Annotated in this window: 18 protein-coding genes and 1 riboswitch; of the genes, 11 read left to right on the forward strand and 7 right to left on the reverse strand. The window is 71.3% G+C overall.

Annotated elements, in window-relative coordinates; genetic code table 11:
- Positions 1-16: 16 nt before the first annotated feature.
- The 4 genes from DTA15_RS00110 to DTA15_RS00125 all read left to right on the forward strand — a co-directional run bounded on the left by DTA15_RS00110 (position 17) and on the right by DTA15_RS00125 (position 2150).
- Positions 17-625: a vWA domain-containing protein gene (locus DTA15_RS00110; RefSeq protein WP_006496442.1), complete on the forward strand. Its 609-nt coding sequence runs from the start codon at positions 17-19 to the stop codon at positions 623-625.
- Positions 626-687: 62 nt separating this feature from the next.
- Entirely contained in the window at positions 688-1140 is a 453-nt protein-coding gene (locus DTA15_RS00115; RefSeq protein ID WP_006492939.1) for a YaiI/YqxD family protein, read from the forward strand.
- Positions 1141-1165: 25 nt separating this feature from the next.
- Positions 1166-1798 carry a DUF1993 domain-containing protein gene (locus DTA15_RS00120; protein WP_020979853.1) on the forward strand — a complete coding sequence of 211 codons (633 nt, stop codon included), beginning with the start codon at positions 1166-1168 and terminating at the stop codon, positions 1796-1798.
- A gap of 25 nt (positions 1799-1823) precedes the next feature.
- Complete coding sequence (locus tag DTA15_RS00125) at positions 1824-2150, forward strand: low molecular weight protein tyrosine phosphatase family protein (protein ID WP_006482358.1); 327 nt, start codon at positions 1824-1826, stop codon at positions 2148-2150.
- A 33-nt stretch (positions 2151-2183) separates the two neighbouring features.
- Here the strand turns inward: DTA15_RS00125 and DTA15_RS00130 are convergent, their stop codons facing one another.
- Both DTA15_RS00130 and DTA15_RS00135 read right to left on the reverse strand, forming a co-directional pair.
- Complete coding sequence (locus DTA15_RS00130; protein ID WP_034178420.1) at positions 2184-2606, reverse strand: NUDIX hydrolase; 423 nt, start codon at positions 2604-2606, stop codon at positions 2184-2186.
- A gap of 152 nt (positions 2607-2758) precedes the next feature.
- On the reverse strand, positions 2759-3019 hold the full coding sequence (locus DTA15_RS00135; RefSeq protein ID WP_006492940.1) for a hypothetical protein: 261 nt from the start codon (positions 3017-3019) through the stop codon (positions 2759-2761).
- Positions 3020-3296: 277 nt separating this feature from the next.
- Between DTA15_RS00135 and DTA15_RS00140 the strand changes: the two genes are divergently transcribed.
- From DTA15_RS00140 to DTA15_RS00155, 4 genes are all read left to right on the forward strand, one after another.
- A complete protein-coding gene (locus DTA15_RS00140) occupies positions 3297-4457 on the forward strand; it encodes a CaiB/BaiF CoA transferase family protein (protein WP_006482988.1) in 1161 nt (386 codons plus the stop codon).
- A gap of 126 nt (positions 4458-4583) precedes the next feature.
- Positions 4584-5885: a CitMHS family transporter gene (locus DTA15_RS00145; protein WP_012492613.1), complete on the forward strand. Its 1302-nt coding sequence runs from the start codon at positions 4584-4586 to the stop codon at positions 5883-5885.
- Positions 5886-5922: 37 nt separating this feature from the next.
- Positions 5923-7089 (forward strand): acyl-CoA dehydrogenase family protein, encoded by a 1167-nt coding sequence (locus tag DTA15_RS00150; RefSeq protein ID WP_006482987.1) that lies wholly within the window; start codon positions 5923-5925, stop codon positions 7087-7089.
- Between the two features lie 60 nt (positions 7090-7149).
- Positions 7150-7893: an IclR family transcriptional regulator gene (locus DTA15_RS00155; RefSeq protein WP_006482989.1), complete on the forward strand. Its 744-nt coding sequence runs from the start codon at positions 7150-7152 to the stop codon at positions 7891-7893.
- Positions 7894-7995: 102 nt separating this feature from the next.
- Here DTA15_RS00155 and DTA15_RS00160 read toward each other — a convergent pair whose 3' ends face one another.
- The 5 genes from DTA15_RS00160 to cobG all read right to left on the reverse strand — a co-directional run bounded on the left by DTA15_RS00160 (position 7996) and on the right by cobG (position 14106).
- Positions 7996-9351, reverse strand: a complete 1356-nt coding sequence (locus DTA15_RS00160) for a chitinase (RefSeq protein WP_006491424.1) — start codon at positions 9349-9351, stop codon at positions 7996-7998.
- Between the two features lie 331 nt (positions 9352-9682).
- The gene (cobJ, locus tag DTA15_RS00165; RefSeq protein ID WP_020979801.1) at positions 9683-11398 is read right to left on the reverse strand and encodes a precorrin-3B C(17)-methyltransferase; all 1716 of its coding nucleotides are present in this window, start codon (positions 11396-11398) and stop codon (positions 9683-9685) included.
- Positions 11395-12129, reverse strand: a complete 735-nt coding sequence (locus tag DTA15_RS00170) for a precorrin-2 C(20)-methyltransferase (protein ID WP_012492615.1) — start codon at positions 12127-12129, stop codon at positions 11395-11397. Before DTA15_RS00170 ends, cobJ begins: the two co-directional genes overlap by 4 nt.
- Complete coding sequence (locus DTA15_RS00175) at positions 12126-12752, reverse strand: precorrin-8X methylmutase (protein WP_006491059.1); 627 nt, start codon at positions 12750-12752, stop codon at positions 12126-12128. Before DTA15_RS00175 ends, DTA15_RS00170 begins: the two co-directional genes overlap by 4 nt.
- A complete protein-coding gene (gene cobG / locus DTA15_RS00180) occupies positions 12745-14106 on the reverse strand; it encodes a precorrin-3B synthase (RefSeq protein WP_012492616.1) in 1362 nt (453 codons plus the stop codon). Before cobG ends, DTA15_RS00175 begins: the two co-directional genes overlap by 8 nt.
- Positions 14107-14213: 107 nt before the next feature.
- Positions 14214-14405: riboswitch (cobalamin riboswitch) on the reverse strand.
- Between the two features lie 202 nt (positions 14406-14607).
- Between cobG and DTA15_RS00185 the strand changes: the two genes are divergently transcribed.
- From DTA15_RS00185 to DTA15_RS00195, 3 genes are read left to right on the forward strand one after another with little or no spacing between them, the layout of a single operon-like run.
- Positions 14608-15870, forward strand: coding sequence for a bifunctional cobalt-precorrin-7 (C(5))-methyltransferase/cobalt-precorrin-6B (C(15))-methyltransferase (locus DTA15_RS00185; protein ID WP_034195700.1), 1263 nt, complete (start codon positions 14608-14610; stop codon positions 15868-15870).
- Complete coding sequence (locus DTA15_RS00190; RefSeq protein WP_006484852.1) at positions 15870-16958, forward strand: cobalt-precorrin-5B (C(1))-methyltransferase; 1089 nt, start codon at positions 15870-15872, stop codon at positions 16956-16958. Before DTA15_RS00185 ends, DTA15_RS00190 begins: the two co-directional genes overlap by 1 nt.
- A complete protein-coding gene (locus DTA15_RS00195; protein WP_006493803.1) occupies positions 16955-17686 on the forward strand; it encodes a cobalt-precorrin-6A reductase in 732 nt (243 codons plus the stop codon). The genes DTA15_RS00190 and DTA15_RS00195 overlap by 4 nt, the downstream gene beginning before the upstream one ends.
- Positions 17687-17719 lie beyond the last annotated feature (33 nt).

The following is a 17719-nucleotide window of genomic DNA, read 5'->3' on the forward strand; positions in this document are numbered from 1 at the left end:
AGGCGCAGCCGCACGCGTGCCGGGCGCGGTGCGCGCCGGCACGGCCGTCGCGTGGCCGGCGACGCTCGCCGCGAAACGCGGCGGCCCGCTGCATCGCGAGCATCTGCGCTTCGGGAAACGCGCGGGCACGCCGCGTGCGCTGCATTGCTTCGTGCTCGACTGTTCGGCGTCGATGTTGTCGCACGAGCGGCTCGCGCTCGCGAAGGGGCTGATCGTCGCGTATTTCGATCAGGCCGCGCGTGCGCGAGTCGAAACCGCGCTGATCTGCTTCGGCGGTCAAGGCGCCGCGCGGCGCTTCGGCCCGGCCGTGCCGCGCTGGTGGAACGCGCGCTGGCTCGAGCCGGTCGACGGCGGCGGCGGCACGCCGCTCGCGGACGGCATCGCGGCCGCCGCACGCTTGCTGGCCAGCGCTGCGCGCCGCGAGCCCGGCAAGCAGCGCTGGCTGTGGGTGCTGTCCGACGGGCGCACGCGCGAGATGCCGGCCAGGCCGGCGGCGGCCGATCACGTCGTGTTCGTCGACTTCGACGACGCGGCCGTGCGGATCGGGCAGGGCGCGCGGCTCGCCGCGGCGTGGGGCGCGCAGTGGGTGACGGCCGACGCGCTTGGCACGGATCGCGCCGGCTGATGGCCGGCACGGCGGTGCGCTATGATCGCCGCTTCTGCTTTTGCCCACTGGAAACCCCCGCCATGCAAGTACTGGTCGATGCCGACGCGTGTCCCGCCGTCATCAAGGACATGCTGTTCCGCGCCGCGCGTCGTGCCGAGATCTGCGTGACGCTAGTCGCGAACCAGTTTCTACGCACGCCGCCGTCGCCGTTCATCAAGGCCGTGCAGGTGCCGGCCGGCTTCGACGTGGCCGACGCGCGCATCGTCGAGCTGGCGGAGCCCGGCGATCTCGTGATCACCGCCGACATCCCGCTGGCCGCCGCCGTGCTCGACAAGGGCGCGCATGCGCTCGACCCGCGCGGCAACTGGTTCAGCCGCGAAAACATCGAGGAGCGCCTGTCGACGCGCGCGATGATGGACCAGTTGCGCAGCGCCGGCATCGACACGGGCGGGCCGGCGCCGTTCAGCGCGCGCGACGGCAAGACGTTCGCGTCGCAGCTCGACCGGTTCCTGGCGCGGCACGGCAAGCCGTAACGGCACACGTCGGCGCCCGGCCAGGATGCAGGTTCGCGCCGACGCTGCTATCGTGGGGCGAGAACCCCAACACAGGAGCGCATGCGTGTCACCCACCCAACTTCTCGTTCCGACCTACACCCAGATGCTGCGCGCGCAGTCCGCGTGGCTCGACAAGGCCGTCGCACACCGGCAGGCCGCCGGCGACGACCCCGACGCGGCGATGACGCTGAGGCTGGCGCCCGACATGTATCCGCTCGCCGCCCAGGTGCGCTTCTCGTGTTTCCAGGCGATGGAGCCGGTTCACCGGCTGCGCGGCGAACCGCTGCCGGCGGCGTTGCTGGCCTTGCGCGAGGCGGGCTGGAATGCGGATGCGCAACCCGGTTCGCCGGCCGATGCGCAGGCGATCATCGCCGGCACGCTCGCCTTTCTCGGCGAACTCGCCCCCGATGCGCTCGATGGCGGCGCAGCGCTGCCGATCGCGCTCGAACTGCCGAACGGGATCGCGTTCGACATGACGGGCGAACAGTACGCGCGCGACTGGGCGCTGCCGCAGTTCTACTTCCACGCGATCGCCGCGTACGCGATCCTGCGCCATCACGGTGTCGAGCTCGGCAAGGCCGATTACGTGCCGCACATGCTCGCGTACGTGCGGCCGGGCACGATTCCGCAAGGTTGAGCCCCCTCGGGCGCCGCGCAGCGACATGACACGGGCACTGTTCATCTGCAGCCGCAACCGGCTGTGCAGCCCGACGGCCGAAGCGGTGTTCGCCGCGTGGCCCGGCATCGACACCGACTCCGGGGGCCTCGCGCCCGATGCGGACGTGCGGCTCTCGGCCGAGCAACTCGATTGGGCGGACATCGTGTTCGTGATGGAGCGTGCGCACAAGGCGCGACTGTCGGCGCAATTCGGCGCGCATCTGAAGCACCGGAAGATCGTCTGCCTCGACATTCCCGATCGCTACGCGTTCATGCAGCCCGAACTCGTCGCGCTGCTCGAACGCAAGGCCGGCCCGTTCCTGCGCGCGTAGTCGCCGCAATCGGAGCCCGAGCCGGCGTCGACCTCAGCGAAGCGGCCCGCTCGCGAACGCCGAAAAACAGTCGAGCCGCAGCAGCTCGATGATCTTGCGCGTCGGCACGCTCGCCCGCAGCGTGTCGAGCCGGTCGATGGTGAACCACTTGCAGCGGGCGATCTCGTTGCTCGCCCGCGGCGTCAGGTGTGCCGGCACGTCGGCCACGAACACGTGATGCAGCTTCGTCAGCCCGCCGAACTGCACCGCGTAGTCGAGCGCGAGCCCCTCCAGCCGCGTCTCCTCCGCGAGTTCCCGCCGCGCGGCCTCGAGCGGCGTCTCGCCGCGCCGGATCGTGCCGCCGGGCAGCGACCAGCGCGCCGCGGTGCGGGCGACCAGCAGCACGCTGCTGCGCTGGCGGCACACGATCGTGGCGCGTTCCTTGATGACGGCGACGGTATCCGGCCCGATGCTCATGTTCGGCAAAACAGGTACTGAATCGTGGAGAAAAAGGCGCGTCGGCCGCGCGAGGGTCGGCGGCCGGCTGCCACGGCATGCACGCCGCCGCGCCGATGTTACCGGCCGTTCGTGACAGTTGCGTGCACCGCGGTCGCGCCACGGGCGACGGCTCACGCGTGCGTATGGATCCCGCTGCGCGCAGGCCTCGCGTGGCGCGAATGACGGCGCTTGTGAACGGCACGCCGGTGATGCGGCGACGGCGCGGTGACGTGCCGGCGTGCGGGCGCGGGCCGGGCCACCGGCGCGGCAGCATGCGGCGCGGCGCCCGATACCCCGGTTTGTCCCTCGCCGAAGTGGAAAGTCTGGTTTTGCGCGTGCGCGATGCCCAGCGTCGATGCGAGCAGGAAGGCCGCCAGCCACAACCGTTTCATGAATATTCCGCCTCGTTACTGATGGGGGTGAACGTTGCCCGCCAGCTTAGCGAACGGCGGGGCGCCCCCGCAACCGCCCGCGTTCGGTGTCGTCCCCCCTTGCGCGCGACGACGTTCTCCGCGCGGCAGCCGGGTCCATTCGGGCTTGACAACGTAATTCCTGAGTGTGAATATAAATTCACATACAAGAATTATTCGCCGAATCCGGAGAAGCCCCGCGCCAGTGCCGGGCCGCCGGAACCGGCCGTCCGATCAACCGGAACCAGGAGCGAGACGCATGGCGGAACACGAGCAGCAGGGCGCGCTGGCGGGATTGCGCATCATCGATCTGTCGCGGGTGCTGGGCGGCCCGTATGCGACCCAGATCCTCGCCGATCACGGCGCGGAGGTGATCAAGATCGAACCGCCGTCCGGCGACGAGACGCGCACGTGGGGCCCGCCGTTCGACGGCGACACCGCGTCGTACTTCCTCGGCGTGAACCGCAACAAGCTCGGCATCGCGCTCGACCTGACGCAGCCGGCGGATCGCGAGCGGCTGCTCGGGCTGCTCGAACACGCGGACGCGGTCGTCGAGAACTTCAAGATCGGCACGATGGGGCGCTGGGGGCTCGGCTTCGACGCGCTGCATGCGCGGTTTCCGCGCCTCGTCTATTGCCGCGTGTCGGGTTTCGGCGCGGACGGCCCGCTCGGCGGGCTGCCGGGCTACGACGCGGCCGTGCAGGCGCTCGCGGGGCTGATGAGCGTCAACGGCGAAGCCGGCGGCGCGCCGCTGCGAGTGGGCGTGCCGATCGTCGATCTCGTCACGGGGCTGAACGCGGCACTCGGCGTGCTGATGGCGCTGCGCGAGCGCGACGCCAGCGGCCGCGGCCAGTTCGTCGAATCGACGCTGTTCGACTGCGCGCTGTCGATCCTGCATCCGCATACGCCGAACCTCTTCCATTCGGGCAAGGCGCCCGTGCGCACCGGCAACGCGCATCCGAACATCACGCCGTACGACAGCTTTCCGACGGCGGGCGTCGACATCTTCCTGGCAGTCGGCAACAACGGGCAGTTCGCCGCGCTGTGCGATGTGCTCGGCACGCGCGACTGGCTCGACGATCCGCGTTTCGCGGACAACCGCGCGCGCAGCCAGCATCGCGCCGCACTGCGCACGCTGCTCGAAACGGCGCTGGCCGCGCACGACGGCGCCGCGCTCGCCGAACGACTGATGCGCCGCGGCGTGCCGTGCGCGCCCGTGCTCGGGCTCGACGCGGCGCTCGACCATCCGCATGTCGCGCATCGGCAGATGAAGGTCGAGCTGGGCCGGCATCGCGGCATCGCGTCGCCGATCAAGCTCGGCCGCACGCCGGCCACGTACCGGCGGCCGCCGCCCGCACTGAACGAACATGCGGCGCAGGTGTTCGCGGACGGCGACGATCACGACCACCGCCGGCGCTGACCGGCATCGCGGCCGCCGGCCGTGCCGCATCGCGGGGCACGGGCGCGCGCCGCACACCATCATTCGGACATCACGCCGGCCCGCGCATCGGCACGCCCTGCGCACCGGCTGCAGAGGAGACGCATCATGCTCGCATGGATCGGCGCGGTCGCCATCGTCGCGCTGTTCGGCCTGATCATCACGAAGCGGTTGTCGCCGCTCGTCGCGCTGATTGTCGTGCCGGTGGCCGCGTCGCTCGCGGCGGGTTTCGGGCTGCAGACCGGCAAGTTCGTCGTGCACGGCGTACAGAACATCGGCCCGATCGCCGGCATGTTCGTTTTTGCGATTCTATTTTTCGGAATCCTCACCGACGCGGGGATGCTCGATCCGATCATCGCGGGCGTGCTGCGCGTGATCGGCTGTCATCCGCCGCGCATCGTGATGGGCTCGGCGCTGCTCGCGCTGCTGATCCATCTCGACGGCTCGGGCGCCGTCACGTTTCTCGTCACGCTGCCCGCGATGATGCCGCTCTATACGCGGCTCGGGATGGATCGCCGCATCCTCGCGTGCGTCGCATCGATGGCGGCCGGCGTCAACTTCCTGCCGTGGGTCGGGCCGATGCTGCGCGCGTCGGCCGCGCTGCACATTCCCGGCTCGGCGATCTTCACGCCGATGATTCCGGTGCAGATCGTCGGGCTCGCGTTCGTGTTCGGCACCGCGTACGTGCTCGGCGCGCGCGAGGCGAAACGGCTCGGGCTCGACCGCGCCGGCGCGGCTTCGCTCGCGATCGCGCCGCGCGCGCTGACCGACGCCGAACGCGCGTTGCGCCGGCCGGGCCGCTTCGGGATCAACGTCGTGCTCACGCTCGTCGTGCTCGTCACGCTGGTGTCCGGCATCATCGATCCGATGGTGATGTTCATGCTCGGCACGGTCGCCGCGCTCGTGATCAATTACCCGGACGTGCAGGCGCAGCGCGAACGGATCGACGCGCATGCGAAGGCCGCGCTGATGATGGCGAGCGTGCTGCTCGCGGCCGGCGCGTTCACCGGCATCATGTCCGGCACCGGGATGCTGAAGGCGATGGCCGAGGTCGTCGTCGCGCACGTGCCCGTCGAACATGCGCGCCACATGCCGTTCGTGCTCGGGCTGCTGTCGATGCCGCTCAGCCTGCTGTTCGATCCCGATTCGTTCTACTTCGGCGTGCTGCCGGTGCTCGCGGAAAGCGGCAAGCTGCTCGGCGTGCCGCCGATCCAGATGGCGCAGGCCGCGCTGCTCGGCCAGATGACCACCGGCTTTCCGGTGAGCCCGCTCACGCCCGCGACGTTCCTGATCGTCGGGCTGACCGGCGTCGAGCTCGCCGAGCACCAGAAATTCACGATTCCGTTCCTGTTCGCCGCCACCGTGCTGATGGTCTTCGCCGCGGTCGCGACGGGCGTGTTTCCATTGTGAGCGGCGCGGCCGTTCACGCTTCCCGGGAGAGCAGTCCATGCAGTTCGACCTGACCGACGACCAGCGCGCGATCGAAAGCGCGATCGAGAAAATCTGCGAGCGCTTCGGCGACGACTACTGGCTCGAACGCGATCGCGCGGGCGGATTTCCGGCCGATTTCCACGCGGCGCTCGCCGAGGCCGGCTGGCTCGGCATCGCAATGGACCCGGCCTACGGCGGCGCCGGGCTCGGGATGACCGAGGCGGCGCTGATGATGCGCACGATCAGCGCGTCGGGCGCCGGCCTGTCCGGCGCGTCGGCCGTTCACATGAACATCTTCGGGCTGAACCCGGTGCAGGTGTTCGGCAACGACGCGCAGAAGACGCGCTTCCTGCCGCCGCTGATCGCCGGGCACGACAAGGCGTGCTTCGCGGTGACCGAACCCGACGCCGGGCTCGACACCACGCACCTGAGCACGCAGGCGCGCCGCGACGGCGATCACTACGTGCTGAGCGGGCGCAAGATCTGGATCTCGACCGCGCAGGTCGCGAACAAGATGCTGATCATCGCGCGCACGACGCCGCTCGACCAGGTCGCGAAGCCGACCGACGGGCTGAGCCTGTTCTATACCGACCTCGACCGTTCGCGCGTCGAAGTGCGCGAGATCGAGAAGATGGGCCGCAAGGCGGTCGATTCGAACATGCTGTTCATCGACAACCTGCGCGTGTCGCGCGACGACCTGATCGGCAACGAAGGCGACGGCTTTCGCTATCTGCTGCACGGGCTGAACCCGGAACGCATCCTGATCGCCGCGGAGGCGATCGGGCTCGGGCAGGCCGCGCTGCGCCGCGCGACGCAGTATGCGTGCGAGCGCGTGGTGTTCGGTCGGCCGATCGGGCAGAACCAGTCGATCCAGCATCCGCTCGCGCAGGCGTGGATGCAGCTCGAGGCCGCGTGGCTGATGGTGATGAAGGCCGCGACGCGCTACGACGCGGGCCAGGCGTGCGGCGCGGAGGCGAACGCGGCGAAATACCTCGGCGCAGAAGCCGCGTTCCAGGCCTGCCAGACGGCGATCGCGACGCACGGCGGGATGGGGTACGCGAAGGAATACCATGTCGAGCGCTACCTGCGCGAGTGTATGATTCCGAGGCTCGCGCCCGTGAGTCCGCAACTGATCCTGTGCTACATCGCGGAGAAGGTGCTCGGGCTGCCGAAGTCGTACTGACCGTAGCGACCCGGCGGCCCGCCCGGCGCGCGGTTTCCCGTTCCGAATCAAGCGCTCGTCATGGACGTCAAACTCGTTGCCCGCACGCTCGACCTGTTCGAGCTGTTCGCCGCCGAACGGCGGCCGCTGCCGCTCACCGAACTCGCGCGCCTTCTCAACGTGCCGGCGTCGAGCTGCCTCGCGATGGCGCGCACGCTCGTGAGCCGCGGCTACCTGTACGAAGTGCGCAAGCGCGGTGGCTACTATCCGACGCGGCGCCTGCAGACGATCGCCGCGGCGATCGACGCGCCCGATCCGGTCGTCGACATCGTGCATCCGCACCTCGTCGCACTGCGCGACGCGAGTCGCGAAACCGCCGTGCTCGGCAAGATCCAGGGCGCGTCGGTCACGTATCTCGACGTCGTCGAATCGGAGCAGGCGATCCGCTATACGCGCCAGCCGGGCGAGCTGCGCCCGCTGCACGCGAACTCGATCGGCAAGGCGATCTTCGCGGAACTCGCGGGCGACGCGCAGCAGGCGCTCGGCGGGCAACTGCCGTTCGAGCGCTTCACCGACGCGACGGTGGCCGACCTGCCGGCGCTCGTCGCGCAGACCGCGCGGTTTCGCGAACTCGGCTGGGCCGAGAACTTCGGCGAGAGCGCGCCCGAACTGTCGGCGATCGCGGTGGCGCTGATGCTCGACGGCGACTGGTACGGGCTGTCGGTCGTCGGGCCGACCGAGCGGATTCGCCTGCATCGCGACACGCATGCGGCGCTGCTCGTCGACGCGAAGGCGCGGCTGCTGGCCGAGCACGCGCGCGGGTAGGGCCGCGGCGCGCGACGGCGCAGGCAGCGGGCCGGCGCCGGCGTTCGGTGCTGACACGCCGGAAACGGCCCGCCGCGCGTCACGCGCGAGCGCGTCGCAGCGTCACGACTTCACCCACACGCCGCCCGCGCTCGGGTTGTCGCCCTGCGTCCACCATTTCGCGCAATACTTCGCGCCTTGGTACGTCACGCACGTGCCGCCCTGGTAGGCGGTCGTCGCCGACCACGCGGGCGTGCCGCCGCCGACCGGCTTCCACACGGCCGCCTGGCCGGGCACGTCGCCCTGCGTCCACCACTGCGCCTGATACGTCGTGCCCTGGTAGGTGACCGTCGCGCCGGCCGTATAGACCTGGCCGGCCGCCCACGGTGCGCCCGGCTGCGGCGTGCCGCCGTCCGAACCGCCGCCGTAGTTCGGGTCTTGCGTGACGCCCGCGCCCCACTTGCCGTCGAGCTTCTTGAAGATCGTCGCGAACGCGTACGGTTGCTGCGCGACGCCCGAGCAGGTCGGTGACGCATACGTGCCGCCGGACGGGCACGCCTGATCGCGGCCGACCGACCAGTTGCCGAAGAAGCCGTAGCCGTTCGCGATTGCCGCGTTCAGCACGGTCTGCGCATTCGCGAGCGTGAACGTTTCGCCTTGCACGTCGTTCACGCCGATCATCGGCGTCACGCCGACCATCTGCCACAGCTGCGCATTGGTCTTCGGCTGCCCGGCCGACTTGAACGCCGTGTCGAGCTGCGAGTAGAGCGCCTGCGCGGCGCTGATCGCGGCGGCGCCCATATCGAGGTTCGCGGGGCCGTAATCCATCGCCATCACGTTGACCGCATCGAACGTGGCCTTGTTCGCGATGGCCGCGTTGACGACGTTCACGCCGTCCTGCGTGAGCCCGGTCGGCATCGTCGGCAGCGTCAGCGTCACGTGCAGCGGCTTGCCCTTCGTCGCGTAGTCGGCCTGCAGTTGCGCGACCGCCTGGAAGTTGCGCGCGACCGCAGCCGTGTCCTGCTGCGACGCGCCCTCGATGTCGAAGTCGATGTGCGTGAGGCCGTACGTGTCGATCACCGTCTGGTACGCGCTCTTCAGCGCGGGGACCGTCGAGCATGCCTGCATCAGCGGCGTGCCGTTCGCGCCACCGAACGACACGGCGACTTCGCCGCCTTTCGCGCGATAGCTCGCGATCGACGTGGACAGCGCGGTCAGCAGGCCGCCGCTCGCGCCGTTGCCGATCGGCTGGACACCGCCCCACGACGGCACGCAGCCGTTGCCCGCGACCACGAATGCGAGCGTGAACTGCTGGATGCCCTGGCGCACGCCGATCTGGTCGACCAGCGGTGTCGGATAGAGCGTCACGTCGACATAGGGTGCATAGACGCCGGCACCGTGCGACACGCTCGCCATCGCGAGCAGACAACCCGCGGCAAACGCACGCGGAACGAAACGCGGCAACACATTGTTGTTCATTCTGTGTTCTCCAAGTGGAAGAGGGATACGCTGGCCTGCGTATCGCCGCCGGCGGGACAGGCACGTGTCCCGTCGGCGGCGTGCCTATCTTGGAGGATTCAGGTCGAATAGGGAATTTAGGTGTTCTTCTTTTTGTTATTCGATTCCCGATACGTAACGATCTTGCCGATTCGATCGCGTTGCGAAACGCGGAGCGGGCACTTTTTCCGGCTGACCGGGAGGCAGCGCGTGCATGGACCGGTTGCAGCGAACCGGCGACGCGCCGGTCAGCGGCTCGCAGGCATGCGCATTCGCGCGAGCGCCGCCGGATTCGGTACGCGCGCCGCGACGTTCAGCGATACCAGCGCGGCGTGTAGACCCATTCGCGTGCGTTGCCGATCGCGAAGCGCCGCGTCGTCGACGAGCCGACGATCACCATCGTGCGCATGTCGACCTGGTCGCTGCGCAGTGCGCCGAGGGTCGTCGTCGCAAGCGTCGCGCCCGGCCGCCCGATATCGCGGCCGAGCACGACCACCGTATCGGCCGCGCGATGCGCGCGCACGATGTCGAGCGCACGGTCGAGCTGCCACGGCCGCGCGCGCGAAATCGGGTTGTAGAACGCCATCACGAGATCGGCTTGCGCCGCGTGTTGCAGGCGCGTCTCGATCACGCCCCACGGCTTCAGGTTGTCCGACAGCGAGATCGCGCAGAAGTCGTGGCCGAGCGGTGCGCCGGCCTGCGCGGCCGTCGCGAGCGACGCCGAGATGCCGGGCTCCACGCGCAGGTCGACCGCGGCCCATTGCGGGTCGCGCGCTTCGTCGAGCGCTTCGAGCACGGCAGCAGCCATCGCGAACACGCCCGGGTCGCCCGACGACACGACCGCGACGCGCCGGCCCTCGGCCGCCAGTTCGAACGCATGGCGCGCGCGCTGCATTTCCTCGCGATTGTCGGTGCCGTGCACGCGCTGGTCCGCCCGAAACGGGCCGGCCATGTTCACGTAGGTCGTATAGCCGAGAATGTCGGTCGCGTCCGCGAGCGCCGCGCGCGCGGCCGGCGTGAGCCACGCGGCGGCGCCCGGGCCGAGGCCGAGCACCGTCAGGCGGCCGCGTGCGCGGCCGAGCGTGGCCGGGTCGACCGGCTGCGATGCGACCGCGCACGCGAGACCGTGCGATTCGCCACGAAGCGTATGCGCGACGCGCAACGCACGACCGAGCAGCGTGGCGGCGTCGGCTGCCGCGTCGCCGTCGCGATCGCTATCGACGAAACGCAGCGGCACGTCGAGCGTGCTCGCCGCGGCTTCCAGCGCGGCGTCGCCGATCGCCGACACCGGCGCGACGATGGCCGCGAGCGCCAGCCGCGCGAGGCCCTGTGCGTCGAGCATGGCGTCGATGCGCGCAGCAAGCGCTTCGCCTGCATGCACGACATCCGCGGCAACACCGATCACCACGCTGCGCGGATGAATCACAAGCTCGTCGCGCGCGCCACGCCACGCATCGGGCGTCACGCGAATCGCGTGCGCGGCCGCGGCATCACGGGGCAGCGCGACGTCGTCGAGCCACGGCGCCGCGCCGTCGATGCGCGTCGACGCGCCCGCGAGCAGGTCGGACACGAAGCGCTTGCCCTGCGCGAGATCGGCGAGCGCATAGCCTTCCGGCGGATTGAGCACGCACGCGCCGAAGCGCAGCTCGCCGCTCGTCGTGATCGCCGGCGCGACACCGACGCATTCGGCGATCTCGCGCGCGATCACGTTGACGCCCGTCAGCCCGCCGAGCAGCGGCACGACGGCCGAGCCGTCCTCCGCGACCGCGAGCACCGGCGGCTCGACGCCCTTGTCGGCAAGCGCGGGCGCGAGGCAGCGGATCACGATGCCGGCCGCGCACAGCGCGACGATCGGCAAGCCGCGTGCATAGAGTTCGCGCAGGTGCGCGCCGAGCTCGTCGAACGGCACGTCGGCGTCGACGCGCGACGCGAGACCGTGCACACGGGCGCCCGGGTAACGCGCCTGGATCCGCCGCGCGGTATCGAGCGCGCCCGCGCCGAGGATCACGATCGCGGGCGGCGTCATCATCCTTGCCATTTTTCCCCCGGCACGACGAGCAGCGAGAAATACGGCGACGCCATCGGATCGACCTCGTCGAGCGGTACGATGCGCTGGTTGGCCATCGTCGCGCGCTCGACGTACCGCGCGCGCTTCGCAAGCCCGAGTTCGTCGAGCACGCCTCGCACCTTGTCGAAATTGCGGCCGAGCTTCATCACGACGGCCGCGTCGGCCCGCGCGAGCCGCTCGCGCAGTTCATGCTCGGGCAGCACGCCCGACAGCACCGACAGGCTCTGGTTGCGATACACGAGTGGCTGGCCGAGCACGGCCGTGCCGCCGAGCATCGCGCACACGCCGGGGATCACCTCGGTGTCGTAACGCGGCGCGAGGCGGTCGTGCAGGTACATGTACGAGCCGTAGAAGAACGGGTCGCCTTCGCAGATCACCGCGACGTCGCGGCCCGCATCGAGGTGCGCCGCGACGATCTCGGCCGCGGTGTCGTAGAAATCGGCGATCACCGTCTCGTAGCAGAGCGGCGGCGGCAGCACCTCGGTCGTCACCGGGTAGACCAGCGGCAGTTGCGTCTGCCCGTCGAGCAGGTGCGCTTCGACGATGCCGTACGCGTTGCCTTTCTTGCCCTTCGCGACGAAATACGCGACCACGGGCGCGGCCTGCAGTACGCGCAGCGCCTTGATCGTCATCAGCTCGGGATCGCCGGGGCCGACGCCCACCCCGAACAGCCGTCCGCGCGCGGTCGTCATTCGACCTCCGTTGCAAGCGCATTGACCGCGGCGGCCGCCATCGCGCTGCCGCCGCGCCGGCCGAGCAGCGCGACGTACGGCACGCCGCGGCTGTCGGCGTCGAGCATCGCCTTCGATTCGGCCGCGCCGATGAAGCCGACCGGGAAACCGAGGATCAGCGCGGGGCGCGGCGCGCCGGCGTCGATCATGTCGAGCAGGTGGAACAGCGCGGTCGGCGCATTGCCGATCACGACGACGCTGCCCGCGAGATGCGGGCGCCACAGTTCGAGCGCGGCGGCCGAACGCGTGTTGCCGAGCCGGCGCGCGAGCTCGGGCACCTCCGGCTCGCCGAGCGTGCAGATCACGCGGTTGGCCGCGGGCAGCCGCGCGCGCGTGATGCCTTCGGCGACCATCCTCGCGTCGCACAGGATCGGCGCACCGGCCGCGAGCGCCGTGCGGCCGGCCGTGCCGGCGCCGGCCGAGAAGCGCAGGTCGTACACGACGTCGACCATCCCGCACGCGTGGATCACGCGCACCGCGAGTTTCTCGAGATCGGGCGGAACCTGCGACAGGTCGGCCTCGGCGCGGATCGTCGCGAACGACTGGCGGTAGATTTCCTGCCCGTCGCGAATATAGTCAAGCATCGGTGGTGTCCTGGCTGTGCCGCGCGTCCATGAGTCGGACCGCGGCCTGGTCAATCGTCAGATGGCGCGCGAGCAGGGCGCCGAGGCCCGTGGTCGCGTCGCGCCGGTAAAGGTCGTAGTGTGCGGGCGCCACCGCGACGAGCGTATGCGTCGCGGGATGCGGCAGCGCGCAGTGGCGCGCGCAGCCGGTCAGGTGCACGTCGAGCGGCCGGCCGATGCGGGCGGCGAGCGCGAGTGCGTCGTGTTTCGTGTCGGCGTGCGCTTTCGCGCAGCCCGCGCTGCCGGTACAGGCGACGAGCGCCGCCAGCGGCTCGGACGCCGCGCCTACGAGGCCGAGCGACTTGAGTGCTTCGCGCATCGCCACCGCACGTTCGTTCGGCACGCCGTGCATGAACACGCCTTGCCACGGCGTCATCGACAGCGTGCCGTCGCCGTCGGCTTCGGCCAGCGCGGCGAGCCGTTCCAGTTGCGCCGCGTCGAGCCGCCCGAGCGCGAATTGCGCGCCGACGCTGCAGCGGGCCGCGGCGCGCGACGGCTGCGCGCCGAAACGCAACGCCGGGTCGGCATGCGTGCGCCGCCAGCCGGCAAGCGCCGGATCGGCCGCGAGCGGAAAGGGCAGGTAGCGCCGGGCGCGTTCGAACAGCGTGCGTTCGCCGCACATCGCGAGCAACGCGCGCATCCGCGTGACGTCGGCCGGCGCGAGATCGAGGAACGCGCGCAGCAGCGCCCGCACCAGCGCGACGCCCTGATCGGGCGACACGTCGACCGACGCGGGCCGGTCGCCGGGCGCCACCGGCGGACAGCCGGCCAGCCCCGCCGCAAGACGTACCGCGCCGTCGGCGCGGCGCCACGCGGCGAGCCAGATGTCGTGCGGATGATCGAGCGCCGCGACCGCTTCGCCGCCATCGAGCTGGATCGAGAATTTCGGCGACAGTTCGCCGCGGCGCGGCTCGTTCGCCAGCATGTCGAGCAGCGGCACGGCGAGCGCGTGGCTATCGACGAGCGCGGTCGGGTCGTGCCCGGCGAGCGGGCTGAGCAGCACGTTGCGGACGTCGTCGCTCGCCGCGAGCGCGGCCGCCTCGGCGGCGGTGTCGCCGGCGCTTGCGCGCGGGCCGAGCCCCGCTTCGAGCAGCGCGTGGGTCAACGCATCGGTCGCGCCGTCGCGAATGCCGCGCAACTGGAGATTCGCACGATTGGTCGCATCGATCGCGCCGGAACCGTACCGGCGCGCGGCGGCGGCGATCGCACGCGCCTGGCGCGCGTCGAGCCGGCCGCCCGGCAGCTTGATCCGGCACAACCCGCCGTCGGCGGCCGCGACCACGCGCACGAGCCCCGGGCAGGCCGACGGGCGCACGACGGGCGACGCAGGAATCGAATCGGGGGCGGAACTCAACGGGATACCGGAACAGTGTGGCGCCGCGGCCAACGCATCGGTACACCCCGCCCGACGCCGACTGGCACGCACGCACTTTCTGGCCGGCAGGTCTCCTGGCTGACAGGTCGGCGCCGACTCCCGGCCTTCCCGGTGAAACCAGTGGCATGAGGAGGGAGATCGGCTCGCTGTCTACAGTTGCGGGGGCAGCCACAGCGGCGCGCGGGGCGCCCTGTGTTCCCTCTTCGGCCCCGAAGGGCACCGGCGAACGAACGGCCGTAGGATACCCGATTTCGGTCGCGATTCGCGACCGGCTGGCGGTTCGCGGCGGGCGAAGCGGGCAACGGCCGCGCGCGAGCGGGCGGGCAGGTGAAACGCGGGGTGGAACACGGTACCATGCCGTTTTTTGCAACGCGGACGGCTGCACCGGCGCTTTCACGGCCGCGCGGCGACACGATGAAATCGAACGATGGGGAAGGGTGCATGACGGCGTGGCTGACGGTAGTGGGCATCGGCGACGACGGTTACGCGGGGCTCGGACGCCACGCGCGGCGCGCGCTGCTCGATGCGGCGCACGTGGTCGGCGCGAAGCGGCAGCTCGACATGCTGCCCGCGCGACTGCGCGCGACGCGCGAAGCATGGCCGTCGCCGTTCGACCTGTCGGGGCTGCTCGCGCGCCGCGGCGCGCCGGTGTGCGTGCTCGCGAGCGGCGACCCGATGCTGTTCGGCGTCGGCGCGACGCTCGCCCGCCAGCTTTCTCCCGACGAATGGCGCGTGCTGCCCGCGCCGTCGTCGCTGTCGCTCGCCGCGGCGCGCCTCGGCTGGGCGCTGCAGGACGTCGGCGCGGTCTCGCTGGTCGGGCGTCCGCTCGCGACGCTGGCCCGCCACCTGCTGCCGGGCCGGCGCCTGTTCGTGCTGAGCGCCGACGGCCGCACGCCGGCCGCCGTCGCGGCCGAACTCGCCGCGCGCGGCTTCGGGCCGACGCGCATCAGCGTGTTCGAACACCTCGGCGGCCCGCTCGAGCGACGGATCGATGGCCTCGCGCAAGACTGGCACGTCGACGAAACCGCCGCGCTCAATCTCGTCGCGCTCGACTGCCAGGCGGGCCCCGACGCACCGCGCCGCGCGCTCACGCCCGGCCTGCCCGACGATGCGTACCGCCACGACGGCCAGCTCACCAAGCGCGACCTGCGCGCGATGACGCTCGGTCGCCTCGCGCCCGCGCCCGGCGAACTGCTGTGGGACGTCGGCGCCGGCAGCGGCTCGATCGGCATCGAATGGATGCGCGCGCATCCATCCTGCCAAGCGATCGCGATCGAAGCGCATGCCGAGCGTCAACGCTTCATCGAACACAACCGCGATACGCTCGGCGTGCCGGGCCTGCAACTCGTCGCGGGCCGTGCGCCTGCAGCGCTTGCGGGGCTCGCCGCGCCCGACGCGATCTTCATCGGCGGCGGCGCGACGGCGCCCGGCGTGCTCGACGCGTGCTGGGCGTCGCTGAAACCCGGCGGGCGGCTGGTCGCGAACGCGGTCACGCTGCAGGGCGAGATGGCGCTCGCCGCCTGGCGCGATGTGCACGGCGGCACGCTTACGCGCGTATCGTTCGCGCATGCCGAACCGCTCGGCCGCTTCGACACGTGGCGGCAGCCGCTGCCGGTCACGCTGTACGACGCGCGCAAGCCCGATGCCGCGGATGCGGCTGCCGTGGCCGGCGCGTCGCATCCGTCGAACCCAACGGACGCGTGATGCGCGACGAAACCCCCGAACAGCCCGCGCCGCTGCGCTTCGGCTACACGACCGGCAGTTGCGCGACCGCGACGTCGCTCGCGGCCGCGCGGCTGCTGCTCACGGGTCACGCGGACGACGCGGTCGAGATCGTGCTGCCGAAGGGGCAGCGCGTGATGATGCGGCTCGAGTTCTGCCGCACGACCGCCGACGGCGCCGAAGCCGGCACGATCAAGGATGCCGGCGACGATCCGGACGTCACGCATGGCGCGCTGATCTTCGCTCGCGTCGCGCGCGCGGCGGCGCCCGGCGTGCGCTTTCATGCCGGGCCGGGCGTCGGCACGGTCACGCGCGCGGGGCTGACGCTGCCGGTCGGCGAACCGGCGATCAATCCGGTGCCGCGCCAGATGATGACCACGCACCTGGAGGCGCTTGCGGCCGAGCACGGCTACGCGGGCGGCTTCGACGTGACGATCGGCGTCGAAGGCGGCGAGGCGCTCGCGCTGAAGACGATGAACCCGCGGCTGGGCATCGTCGGCGGGCTGTCGATCCTCGGCACGACCGGCATCGTGCGGCCGTTCTCGTGTTCGGCCTATATCGCGTCGATTCATCAGGGCATCGACGTCGCGCGCGCGAACGGCATCACGCACATCGCGGCCTGCACGGGCAACGCGAGCGAGGACGCGATGCGCGCGCACTACCAGCTGCCCGACATGGCGCTGATCGAGATGGGCGATTTCGCGGGCGCGGTGCTCAAGCATCTGCGGCGCGCGCCGGTCGCGCGCCTGTCGATGTGCGGCGGCTTCGGCAAGCTGAGCAAGCTCGCGGCCGGCCATCTCGATCTGCACAGCCGCCATTCGAGCATCGACCTGCCGCTGCTCGCGCAGTGGGCGGCCGAAGCCGGTGCGAGCGACGCGCTGCAGGCCGCGATGCGCGCGGCGAACACGAGCCAGGAAGCGTTGAAACTCGCGCAGGCCGACGCCGTGCCGCTCGGCGATCTGGTCTGCGCGCATGCCTTGCAGGTGGCGCGCGACATCGTGCCGCCGTCGGTCGCGGTCGAGATGTTCGCGATCGATCGGCAGGGCCGCTTCGTCGGGGCGGCGCGATGAGCGCGCGCATCCTGCTGCTCGGCGGCACCGGCGACGCGCTGAAAATCGCGCGCGCGCTCGGCCCGCATCATGTCTACAGTCTCGCCGGCCTCGGCAAGACGCCCGACGATCTGCGCTGCGACGTGCGCGTCGGCGGGTTCGGCGGCGCAGCCGGGCTCACCGCGTATCTGCGCGACGCCGGCATCGGCCTCGTGATCAACGCCACGCATCCGTATGCCGCGCAAATCAGCGCGAACGCCGCGGCGGCGACGCGCGACGCGGGCGTGCCGCTGTGGGCGCTGCGCCGCGCGCCGTGGACGCCGCAGCCGGGCGACGACTGGCGGATGGTCGACGACTGGGCCGGCATCGAGGCCGCGCTCGCGCCGTTCCGGCGCCCGCTGTTCACGCTCGGCCGCGAACCGCTCGCGCATCTCGATGCGATCCCGCCACACCAGTTCTGGCTCGTCCGCTGCCTCGACACGCATCCCGGCAACGCCCGTGCGCAGGTCGTCGCCGCGCGCGGGCCGTTCACGCTCGACGGCGAGCGCGCGCTGTTCGCGCTGGCGGGCATCGACGTCGTCGTCAGCAAGAACAGCGGCGGCGCGGCCACCGAGGCCAAGCTCGACGTCGCGCGCGAACGCGGGCTGCCGGTCGTGATGCTGCGCCGGCCGCCGCTGCCCGATGCCGACCGCGCGCTCGACTCGGTCCCGGCGCTCATCGACGCACTCGATCCGGCCGCGCGCGCGTGACGCGACGCAGCGGCCACTCAACGAATTGACGGA

The organism is Burkholderia cenocepacia (assembly GCF_900446215.1).
Taxonomy (GTDB): domain Bacteria; phylum Pseudomonadota; class Gammaproteobacteria; order Burkholderiales; family Burkholderiaceae; genus Burkholderia; species Burkholderia cenocepacia.